The organism is Actinotalea ferrariae CF5-4, assembly GCF_000603945.1.
Lineage (GTDB): Bacteria > Actinomycetota > Actinomycetes > Actinomycetales > Cellulomonadaceae > Actinotalea > Actinotalea ferrariae.
The window spans coordinates 1-10,630 of sequence record NZ_AXCW01000143.1; the positions used below are offsets into that span (position 1 = coordinate 1).

The following is a 10,630-nucleotide window of genomic DNA, read 5'->3' on the forward strand; positions in this document are numbered from 1 at the left end:
CTACACCCTCATCTGCGAAGAGCCCCTAACGTCCACAGCGCAAGGGAATGACAGTCACGGCGCGGGGGCTCCTGCCCCCGTCTCCGGCTCGGTTGCGAGAGCCGTCCGGACCGCGACGCCCCACCGGCCCGGCAGAGACGGGGCCACGGCGGCCGGCGTGACCCCAACCCCCAGCGGAGGTTCATCATGAAGGTACGTCGTTCAGCAGCAGTGGCCGCCACCACCCTCGCCCTCGGCCTCGGCTTCGCCGGTGCCGCACAGGCCGCGCCGAACAACACCGATCAGGAAGGCCTCGTCAACCTGTCCCTGAGCAGCACCAACATCCAGGTGCCGATCGGCATCGCGGCGAACATCTGCGGCGTCGCGGTGAACGCCCTGAGCGGGCCGAGCGTCACCAGCCCGGTCGACTGCAACGCCTTCGGCGACGCCGAGGCGACCCGGAACGACGGCGGTGCCGACAACACGCGCCAGCGCGGTCTCGTGAACATCGCGGTCACGGACCTCAACGTCCAGGTCCCCGTCGGCGTGGCCGCCAACATCTGCGGGGTCTCCGCGAACGTGATCTCGAGCGCAGCGCTGACCGGTCCGGTGGACTGCGAGGCCCTGGGTGAGGGCAACGCCAACGGCTGACCGCTGACCGCATGAGGCAGTGACCATGAGGCAGTGACGAACGCCCCGTCCCCCCGGACGGGGCGTTCGTCATGCCGGCGTGGTCGCGCGCGACCCTGCGGTGCGCCGCTCCTGCGTCTGCCGGCGAACCAGGGTCACGCGCCGCGTCACCCGCTCGACCAGCTGCCAGTAGGCCAGTCCTACCGCGAACGACGCGAGGACCCCGAGCACCGGGTAGTCGTCCTCCAGGTACGGGTAGACCGTCCAGTGCGTCACGTACACGTACAGCGAGCCCGCGGCGAGCACCCCGGCGACCCGGGACAGCACGCGTGGGAAGGGCACGCCGGTCACCCACACGAGGGCGGCCAGGGAGAGGACGACGAGCGCCTCGCGCAGCGGGTTGTCGAAGAACCCGGGCACGGTGAGCAGCGCGGCCGCCGTCACGGCGAGCCGCTGCCACACCGTCGCGGCGCGGGCCGCGGCCCAGCCCAGCGCGAACAGCCACAGGAGGTTCTGCGGGGTCTGGATGGTCGGGCCGGTGTCCAGGGCGAGCACCTCGAACCGGAACAGCAGGCCGAGGCCGAGCACCATCCCGACGGTCGCGAACGGCCGACGGCGCTCCAGGCGGTCCAGCACGGGGACCGAGAGCAGCGCGGTCACCCCGACGACGATCCAGACGACCGCCTCCAGGAACCAGAAGTGCCACGCGCTCCCCCACCCGTCCGGGCCCAGGACGTTGGTGAGCATCAGGGCGGTGGCCGGGGAGTAGAGGCCGGTGACGGCGCCGGCGACGCTGATCCACAGGACGCTCGGGACGAGCAGACGCCCCAGGCTCGCCCCCACGCGCCGGACGCGTGTCGTCCGGTCGGCCGCCGAGAGCTGGAAGCGCGCGAAGTTGAAGCCGGCCACGCCCAGGAGCAGGTGCGCACCCCCGGGCACGAAGAGCACGTTCGAGTGCGTCATGACGACGAGCAGGATCCCGATCGCCCGCAGCGCGACGCTCGTCTCGAGCCGGCCGCCGAGCCGACCCCGCCGCCGTGCGCCGTCGTCCTGGTGGGCGGCGGCCGCGAGGTCGCGCACCGTCGTGAGGTGCCAGCCGGGCGGCAGGGTGCCCAGGCGCTCCTCGAGCCGGACCGCCACCTCCACGTAGGACAAGGAGTCGCCGCCGAGGCCGACGAACGTGCTGTCGGCGGTGGCGTCGGGTCGCTCGAGCAGCTCGGCGTACAGGGCGCGCAGGCCCTCGACCGAGGCCCCATGAGCAGGCTGACGTGCCGTACCCCAGGCGCCGGCGGTCGGGTCCGCGGCCCGCCCGCCGGTGGTCCGGCGGCGTGCGGCCAGGTCACGGACGGCCGGCAGGTCCACCTTGCCGCTGGCCAGCCGGGGCAGGGCGTCCGCGACCACGACGTCGATCACGGTGCCCGGCACGCCGCAGGCCCCCGCCAGCCGGCGGCGTACGGCCTCGACCGCGCCCGCGCCGGCGGCCCCGCCCCGCTCCAGACCCTCCCGCTCGACGACGACGACGAGCACGTCATCGTCCCCGGCGCAGGCCGCCACCAGACCGGCGTCGGCGAGACGCGCGTCGAGCACGCCGAGGTCGATCCGCAGCCCGAAGAGCTTCACGAACCGGCTGCGCCGGCCCACGACCTCGAACACGCCGTCGCGCTGCCGGCCCAGGTCCCCGGTGCGCAGCTCGGTGAGCGTCCGGCCCAGGGCCAGGTCCGCCGGCTCCTCGGCGTAGCCGAGCATGACGTTGGGGCCGCGGTAGACGAGCTCCCCGGCATCGGGGTCGTCCGCGGTCTCCGGCACGGGCTCGACGCGGAGCTCGCCGCCGGGCACCGCACGACCGATGGACCCGGGGTGCGCGCCGGTGAGGTGGGGCGGCAGCACCGCGATGCGGGCCGTGGCCTCCGTCTGCCCGTACATGACGACGAGGTCCCACCCGTGACGGCGTCCGGTCTCGTGCCAGCGCCGGACGGCGTCGGGCGCCATCCGCCCGCCGGCCTGGGTGACCCGCCGCAGGGCGGGGAGCCCGGCCCCCGTGAACCCGGTCCGGGCGAGCAGCTCGAACGTGTGCGGGACACCGGCGACGCCCGTCACCGCCTCGGCGCGGACGAGGTCCCAGAAGCACGCGTCCACCACGGACAGGCCGGTCAGGACGACCGCCGCCCCCACCCGCAGGTGGCTGTGCAGGACGGACAGGCCGTACGTGTAGTGCAGCGGCAGGCTGGTCACCGCGCGGTCGTCCGGCTCGAGACCCAGGGACGCGGCGATCGCGGCGGCGTTGCTGTCGACGTTCTCCCGGGAGAGTCGGACGAGCTTGGGCGAGCCGGTCGACCCCGAGGTGCTGAGCAGCAGCGTGAGGTCCGGGTGCAGGTCGTGCGCCGTGCCGACGCGGCGCTCGTCGACGGGCGCGTCCGGTCGGAGCACCACGTCCGGGTCGTACGCGGCGACCAGCCCGGCGACGACGGCGTCGTCGTCCGCCGTGAGCAGGACCGCGTGGCCGCCGCGGAGCGCGGCGAGGTAGTCGACCACCGACGTCGTCGTGCTGCGGATCGCCACGAGGACCAGGCGTCGCGTCGTCCCCAGCGCCTCCGCGCGGTCGTCGACCATGCGGGCCAGGTCGCCGTAGGTGACCCGGTGACCGTCCTCGACCAGAGCGGTCGCGGAGCCGTGGCGGGCCAGGTCCGCGACCAGTGCAGGGCCGTGGACGGGCGGGGCCGCCGGCCGTCCCCCGCCGGCCGCAGGCGTGAGCAGCACCCGGGGAGCCTACACGAAGGTAAGCCTTACCTCAGGGGCAGGTCCGACGGGGCCGGGTGGGAGCTGGGGTTCTCTCCCCGTGCTGCCGGCACCTCCCGGGAGACGCCGGAGGGGCCCGGCGCGGTGCCGGGCCCCTCCGTGGTGCTACGCCGCTGTGCGGGTGCTGCGCCGCTCCGTCAGGCCTTGTGCTTGCCGTTCTCCGAACCGGAGTCGTCACCCTCGGCGTCCGACGGCGGCGTGTCGATCTGCGTGCCGATCGTCGAGGCGACGTCGGCGGGCGTGACGTCCTCGGTCCCCGTCTCCAGGGCCTGGGTGCGGGTCGCGTCGTCGGCCTCGTCCGTGTCGCCCTGCTCCCGGCGGCGGGACTTCGAGGCCTTCCCGGCCTCCTTCGCCTTCTCGGTCGCCTCGCGGGTCCGGGCGACGGCCTCGCCGGCAGCCTCACCGACGGCCTCCGCGGCGTCCTCGAGCTCGTGGCGCACGTCCTCGACGACGCCCTGGAAGTCGGGGCGACGCGTGGTCGACGGGGTCGCCTGCCACGGGTCCTCCGCCCACGGGTCGGTGGTCGGGGCGCTGCGCCGCCACGCCTGGTAGCCGGCGGCGCCGGCCCCGGCGAGCGCGAGGAACAGCAGCACGTTGCGGCCCTTGTGCGACTTCTTGGTCTCGACGTGCGCCAGCTCGGTGAGCTTCGCGGCGGTGACGTCGTGCGCCCGGTCGGCCCCGGCGGCGGTGGCGGCCGCTGCGGCGCTGACCGCGGCGACGACCTTCGGCAGGAGGTCCTCGACGATGCGGTCGTGCGCCGTGTCGACCACGGGCACGGCCTTGCGGGCCGCGGCCTCCACGTGCGGGGCGGCACGGTGCTTCCCCTCGGCGACCGCCTTCTCCCACCGGGGACGCGCCCAGTCCACGCCGTGCTCGACGTGCGGGGCCGCCCACTCCCGGGCGACGGCCGCCTGGAGGCGGGCCTGCTCGGCGACCTGCGCGGCGGTGAGGTTCGCCCGCGCGCCGGCGTCCGCCAGGACCGCCTGGAGCTCGGCCGCCTGGGTCTTGAGCCGCTCGGCGTCGACGGTCGTGCGCGCTGCTCTGATCCGGTCGAACATCTGGTGCTCCTCTGTGGACGGCGTTCGGTCTGTCGGCCCACCGGCTCTGCAGCCGGCTCCCTTCACCTGCTCGGGCCTGCGGGACTCCTGACCATGCTGCCACCCCTGCACCGGGGTCGCGCGTCCTTCGGCAGACCGCCCGCGGACCACCGGAGTCGCTGAGGGGCCAGGGGTCCGAGCCGGGCCCCCGTGGGAGGATGACGGCATGTTCGCGACTCTGCACACCTCCGCCGGTGACATCCGCATCGAGCTCTTCCCGAACCACGCGCCGAAGACGGTCCGCAACTTCGTCGGCCTCGCGACGGGCACCCAGGCGTGGAAGGACCCCCGCACGGGCGCCGAGCGCTCGGAGCCCCTGTTCGACGGGACGATCTTCCACCGCGTCATCCAGGGCTTCATGATCCAGGGTGGCGACCCCCTGGGCACGGGGACGGGCGGCCCGGGCTACACGTTCGACGACGAGATCCACCCGGAGCTGACCTTCTCCGAGCCGTACCTGCTGGCGATGGCGAACGCCGGCAAGCGGCGCGACCCGGTCACCGGCCAGGTCGGCGGGACGAACGGCTCGCAGTTCTTCGTCTCCGTCGCCGCGACGACGTGGCTCAACGGCAAGCACACGATCTTCGGCAAGGTCGCCGACGAGGCCAGCCGCGCCGTGGTCGACGCCATCGCGACGGCGCCGACCCGGCCGGGCGACCGGCCGGTCGAGGACATCACGATCACCTCGGTGACCGTCGAGGACTGAGCACCTCCACCAAGGTCCCCCGGGCCGGGCACCCCACGCGGGGTGCCCGGCCCGACGCACACCGCCAGGAGCCCCGATGAGCAACCCCGTCCCGCCGCCCCCGGCCTCGTCCGCCGGGGGGCCCGACGTCGTCCCGGTGTGCCCGCGGCACACCGACCGTGTCTCCTACGTCCGGTGCCAGCGGTGCGCCCGGCCGACGTGCCCGGAGTGCCAGCGGCCGGCCGCCGTCGGGGTGCACTGCGTGGACTGCGTGCGGGAGGCCGCGCGGACCGCCCCCGTGGCCCGCACCGCGTTCGGCGCGCCCCTGCGGCAGGGCCGGCCCGTGGTGACGCTGACGCTGATCGGCCTGTGCGTCGCCAGCTTCGTGCTCCAGCTGGTCGTGGGCAGCGCGTGGACGCAGACGTGGATCTTCTCCCCCGCCGCGGGCGCCTTCGAGCCGTGGCGCTTCCTGACGGCCGGCTTCCTGCACAGCACCGGGATGCTGCTGCACATCGGGTTCAACATGTACGCGCTGTGGCTCCTGGGACCGCTGCTCGAGCAGGCGCTCGGGCGCGGGCGGTTCCTCGCGCTCTACCTGCTGTCGACCCTGGGTGGCACGGTGATGTTCACCCTCCTCGCGACGGACGTCGTCGACTTCCGGACCGGTGTCGTGGGCGCGTCGGGCGCGGTCTTCGGGCTGTTCGGGGCGCTGCTGCCGGTCCTGCGCCGGATGCGCCGGGACGCGCGGGGCATCGTCGTGCTCGTGGCGATCAACGGCGTGCTCGGGTTCGTGGTCCCCGGCATCGCGTGGGAGGCGCACCTCGGCGGGTTCCTCGTGGGACTCGCCCTGGGGGCGGCCTTCGCCTACGCCCCGCGACGGCTCCGCGGCGCCGTCGGCGTCGGAGCGCCGGTGGTCGCCCTCGTCGTGCTCGTCGGTGCCGCCACCGTGCGGTACCTGGGCGTGTACGGCACGGTCCCGTTCCTCTGAGCCGTCCCGGAGCCCGGTCCGACGACGGTTCGTCCCCGTCCTCGTCCACACCTGGTGAAGAACACCGCTGTGGTTGTCCACAGGGTTGTCCACCACTGGGGACAATCACACCGGTGTAGTTCTCCACAGAACGGCCCACAGCTGGGGAGGAACCGGGGCGACGGTGCCGGAGAGGCGCGTGTCGCGGGGGCTCAGCGTCGGCGCGGAGCGTGGCGCCGGGAAGAGAGCGTCGGGCTCAGCGCCAGCGCAGCGTCAGGCCGAAGCCCGCGAACAGCAGCACGAAGCCGATCGCGAGGTTCCAGTTGCCGATGCCCGGTACCGGCCAGTCCGTCTGCGAGACGTAGGTGACGACGATCCACACCAGGCCCAGGATCATGAGGGTCAGCATGGTGGGGACCAGCCAGGGCGGGTTGCCCTCGACCTTCACCGGGGCAGCGGTCGCCGGGGTGGTCGCCTTCTTGCGCGGCGGCTTCGACTCGGGCACGACGTCTCCTCAGGGTTCCCCGGGCACCAGGGGCACCCGTCGTTCGTCGTCTAGCGTAGTGGTGTGCGCGCCCGGGGCGGCGCGCGCGCACGGGGGCGCCGGTCGGTCCTGCCGACCGCCCGGAGCCCGGGTCGCTCGCCGGACGGGCACGCGACCCGTCCGTGACCCGTGAACGGCCCCGCCCCGACACCCGCCCCGACACCCGCCCCGACACCCGCACCGAGGCCCGAGACCCGCGTCGACCCCGAGCAGGAGGCACCGTGCCCGAGCACCGCGACCACGCAGCGCACCGCGCGCCGCGCTGGCCGTCGCTGCGCGGCGCCGTCGGGGTGGCTCTCGTGCTCGCGCTGGCCGGCTACCTGTTCGCCGCGAACGCCCAGCTGGCGCGCGTCGGGAACGGCCGGGAGGTGCAGGACCTGCCGGGCCTCGTCGAGGCCGAGCGGGAGCGCAACGAGACGCTGGCCGGTGAGGCCCGCGCGCTCCAGGCGGAGATCGACCGGCTGACGGACCTCGTGGCGGACGGCGCCCCCGAGTCGGACCCGATGGCGGACCTCGTCCGGCTCGCCGCCGGGCGCGTCCCGGTGACCGGGCCCGGCGTCACGGTCTCCCTCACCGACGCGATCTCGAGCGGTCCCCGCCCGGCCGGCGTCACGAACAACGACCTCGTCGTCCACCAGCAGGACCTCCAGGCGGTCATCAACGCCCTGTGGTCCGGTGGGGCGGAGGCGATGGGCCTGCAGGACCAGCGGGTCATCTCCACCTCCGCCTTCCTCTGCGTCGGGAACGTCTTGCTCCTGCACGACAACGTCTACTCCCCGCCGTACACCGTCACCGCGATCGGCGACCCGGACGAGCTCATCGAGGCGCTGTACGACTCCGAGGCCATCCAGCGCTACCTCGACTACGTCGAGGCCTACGGCCTGGGCTGGGAGATCACCGTGACCGACTCCGCCGACCTGCCCGCCTACGAGGGTGCGATCGAGCTGGAGTACGCGGCCGTGCCCGGAGCCGACGAGGCGGACGAGGCGGTGGCGGGGTGACGGAAGGCTCGGGTGCGGTGGGCCTGGCCGAGCCCGGCGCGCCGCAGACGCGCCGGTCGTTGCGGCGGGTCCGCGAGCCCGCGGCGCGCCGCCGCACGTCCGGCGCCGTCGTCGTCGGGGTGCTCGGGGAGCTGCTCATCACCGTCGGCGTGCTGCTCGGTCTGTTCGTGGTGTGGCAGCTCTTCTGGACGGACGTGGTGGCCGAGCGCGCGCAGGACCAGGTGGTGGAGGAGCTCGGCTGGGCGCGCACCCCCGCCGGCGGGACGCAGGAGCCTGAGCCGGACGCCGTGCCGGCCGCCTCGCCCGAGCGTCGGGACGCCGCCCCGGTCCTGCCGGAGCAGCCTCATGCCACCACGTTCGCCACGCTCGCCGTGCCGCGGTGGGGACCCGACTACGTGCAGCCGGTCAGCGAGGGCGTCACGCGACGGGACGTGCTGGACGTGCTCGGCATCGGGCACTACCCGGGCACGGCGATGCCGGGCGGCATCGGCAACTTCGCCGTCGCCGCCCACCGGAACACCTACGGCAAGCCGTTCCACCGGGTCGAGGAGCTCCAGGTCGGCGACCCGCTCGTCGTGCAGACGCAGGAGGCCTGGTACGTCTACCGCGTCACGTCGACGCAGATCGTGCTTCCCCAGGACGTGGAGGTCATCGCGCCCGTGCCGGGGGAACCGGGCGTCGAGCCCACCCGAGCGATGATCACCCTGACGACGTGCCACCCGATCTTCTCGGCACGGGAGCGGTTCATCGTCCACGGCGAGCTCGACTACTGGATGCCGACCGACGCCGGGACCCCGGCGGAGCTGGCCGCCGGGGAAGGTTCCTGATGTACGCATGGTTGTGGCGGGTGCTGCCGGGCCCGACCTGGCTCCGGGCGGTCCTCCTGCTGCTGCTCGCGACGGCGGTCGTGGCCGTCTGCTTCCTCTGGGTGTTCCCCGCGATCGCCCCGTTCATGCCCTTCAACGACATCACGGTGGATGAGTGACATGACCCGGATCCTCGTCGTGGACAACTACGACTCGTTCGTCTACACGATCGTCGGCTACCTCGACCAGCTCGGGGCGGAGACCGTCGTCGTGCGCAACGACGCCGTGCCCTCCCGAGAGGAGCGCGCCGCGTACGACGGCGTGCTCATCTCTCCTGGCCCCGGCACCCCCCGCGCGGCCGGCGCCAGCATGGATGTCATCCGGGACTGCGCCGACGACGCCACCCCGATGCTCGGCGTCTGCCTCGGCCACCAGGCCCTCGGCGAGGTCTTCGGGGCGACGGTCACCCACGCCCCGGAGCTCATGCACGGCAAGACCAGCCTCGTCCAGCACGACGGGGCGGGGGTGCTCGCGGGCCTGTCGACGCCGTTCACCGCCACGCGGTACCACTCGCTGGCGGTCGTGGACGGCACCGTCCCGAGCGAGCTCGTCGTCACCGCGCGGACGACGGGTGCGGACGGGACCGGAGTGATCATGGGCCTGCAGCACCGCGACCTCCCCCTGCACGGCGTGCAGTTCCACCCCGAGTCGGTGCTCACCGAGGGCGGGCACCGGCTCCTGGCGAACTGGCTGGAGCTGTGCGGCCTGGAGGGTGCGGTCGCGGCGTCCGAGGGCATGGCACCGCTCGTGCGCGAGGGCGCCTCGGTACCGCGCCCGTGACGTCTGTGTCCCTGACTGCGGGGACCTGACGCCACACCCCTGACGCCAGGACGACGAGGCGCCCGTGACCGGACCGGTCACGGGCGCCTCGTTCGTCGTGGGGTCCTCCCGGGGGGTCAGTCCCCCGTGCCGTCGCCCTCGCCGCCGCCTTCGCCGCCGCCGTTGTCAGCCGGGCCGGACGAGACGATGAGGTTCACGCCACTGCCCTCCGCGACCGGCGAGCCCGCGGACGGGTCGCTGCGGATGACGCGCCCGGCCTGGACCTCGTCCGACGGCTCCTCGGTGAGGGTGCCGAGGTTGAGGTTCGCCGCGTTGAGCCGCTCCTCCGCGGTGTCCACCGTGAGGTTGAAGAGCTCGGGGACGCTGACCTCGTCCGGCTGCTGCTCCGTGGCGATGACGAGCCCGACCTCGCTGCCCTGCGGCACGGGACCCGGGGTCCGGCTCTGCCGGACGACCGTCCCGGGGGCCTGGTCGCTCTCCTCCGTGGTGATGACGGCGCTGAGGCCGAGGTCGACGAGCGCCTGGCGGGCGGCCGCCTCGTCCAGCCCGGTGAGGTCCGGCAGCTCCACCTGGCCGGAGGAGAGCTGCAGCACGACCGGCGTCTCCGGCGAGACGCTCTCGCCGGCCGGCGGGTTCGTGCCGACGACCCGGCCCTCCGCGATGCGCGGGTGGTCGACGTTCTCCGTCGTGACGTTCGTGATCCCCAGCTCGGACAGCTCGGCGCGCGCCTGCTCCTGCGTGAAGTTCTCCAGGTTCGGGATGGCGACGGCGTCCGGGCCGCCGGAGATCGACACCCGGACGGCGCTGCGCGGGTCGACCATCGTCCCGGCGGGCGGGTCCGTGCTGACGACCAGCCCGTCGGCGACGTCCTGGCTGGCGACCTCGAGCGGCTCGTACACGAGGTCGAGGCCCTCGAGCTCCGCCTTCGCCTGGTCGGCGGTCATTCCGACGACCTCCGGGACCTCCACCTGCGTCGGGGTCTCGTCACCGCCGCCGAGGGCGAGGACGAGGATGATGCCGAGCGCCGCGAGCACCGCGACCGCGATCAGGCCCCAGAGCAGGCCCCTGCCGCGCGGCTCGTCGTCGTCGGCGGGACCGGAGGGCACGACCGGCTGCTGGCCGGTCTGCACCTGCGACCACGACGACTGCGGCGGGACGGCGGCGGGTGCCGCGCCCATGACGCGCGTCTGCCCGCCGGGCTGCCCGCCGTAGCCGGCGCCGGCCGCGCCCATGAGCTGGGTCTGCGCGTCGGGTCGGAACACCTGCGTGGCGCCGCCGTCCTGGG

The 10,630-nt window shown here is 74.2% G+C and carries 11 protein-coding genes; 7 read left to right on the top strand and 4 right to left on the bottom strand.

What is annotated here, in order from left to right; genetic code table 11:
- Positions 1–186: 186 nt before the first annotated feature.
- Positions 187–630, top strand: a complete 444-nt coding sequence (locus N866_RS12535) for a hypothetical protein (RefSeq protein ID WP_155855344.1) — start codon at positions 187–189, stop codon at positions 628–630.
- 69 nt (positions 631–699) lie between these two features.
- On the opposite strand, the gene N866_RS12540 is transcribed toward N866_RS12535, so the two are convergent.
- Positions 700–3,366: an AMP-binding protein gene (locus N866_RS12540; protein WP_052023004.1), complete on the bottom strand. Its 2,667-nt coding sequence runs from the start codon at positions 3,364–3,366 to the stop codon at positions 700–702.
- A gap of 176 nt (positions 3,367–3,542) precedes the next feature.
- The gene (locus N866_RS12545; protein WP_052023005.1) at positions 3,543–4,463 is read right to left on the bottom strand and encodes a hypothetical protein; all 921 of its coding nucleotides are present in this window, start codon (positions 4,461–4,463) and stop codon (positions 3,543–3,545) included.
- A 205-nt stretch (positions 4,464–4,668) separates the two neighbouring features.
- On the opposite strand from N866_RS12545, the gene N866_RS12550 reads away from it, so the two are divergent.
- Both N866_RS12550 and N866_RS12555 read left to right on the top strand, forming a co-directional pair.
- Complete coding sequence (locus N866_RS12550; protein WP_034226817.1) at positions 4,669–5,208, top strand: peptidylprolyl isomerase; 540 nt, start codon at positions 4,669–4,671, stop codon at positions 5,206–5,208.
- Positions 5,209–5,284: 76 nt separating this feature from the next.
- A complete protein-coding gene (locus tag N866_RS12555; RefSeq protein ID WP_034226818.1) occupies positions 5,285–6,175 on the top strand; it encodes a rhomboid family intramembrane serine protease in 891 nt (296 codons plus the stop codon).
- 235 nt (positions 6,176–6,410) lie between these two features.
- Here the strand turns inward: N866_RS12555 and N866_RS12560 are convergent, their stop codons facing one another.
- Positions 6,411–6,659 carry a cell division protein CrgA gene (locus N866_RS12560; RefSeq protein ID WP_034226819.1) on the bottom strand — a complete coding sequence of 83 codons (249 nt, stop codon included), beginning with the start codon at positions 6,657–6,659 and terminating at the stop codon, positions 6,411–6,413.
- A gap of 260 nt (positions 6,660–6,919) precedes the next feature.
- Between N866_RS12560 and N866_RS12565 the strand changes: the two genes are divergently transcribed.
- The 4 genes from N866_RS12565 to N866_RS12580 are packed head-to-tail and all read left to right on the top strand — an operon-like array spanning position 6,920 to position 9,345.
- Positions 6,920–7,699 (top strand): DUF881 domain-containing protein, encoded by a 780-nt coding sequence (locus tag N866_RS12565; RefSeq protein ID WP_081802617.1) that lies wholly within the window; start codon positions 6,920–6,922, stop codon positions 7,697–7,699.
- Positions 7,696–8,526, top strand: a complete 831-nt coding sequence (locus N866_RS12570) for a class E sortase (protein WP_034226820.1) — start codon at positions 7,696–7,698, stop codon at positions 8,524–8,526. The genes N866_RS12565 and N866_RS12570 overlap by 4 nt, the downstream gene beginning before the upstream one ends.
- Complete coding sequence (locus N866_RS21980; RefSeq protein ID WP_034226822.1) at positions 8,526–8,684, top strand: hypothetical protein; 159 nt, start codon at positions 8,526–8,528, stop codon at positions 8,682–8,684. Before N866_RS12570 ends, N866_RS21980 begins: the two co-directional genes overlap by 1 nt.
- 1 nt (position 8,685) lies before the next feature.
- Entirely contained in the window at positions 8,686–9,345 is a 660-nt protein-coding gene (locus N866_RS12580) for an aminodeoxychorismate/anthranilate synthase component II (RefSeq protein WP_034226823.1), read from the top strand.
- 116 nt (positions 9,346–9,461) lie between these two features.
- Here N866_RS12580 and N866_RS12585 read toward each other — a convergent pair.
- A partial coding sequence (locus N866_RS12585; protein WP_155855345.1) for a PASTA domain-containing protein occupies positions 9,462–10,630 on the bottom strand: 1,169 nt, incomplete at its 5' end.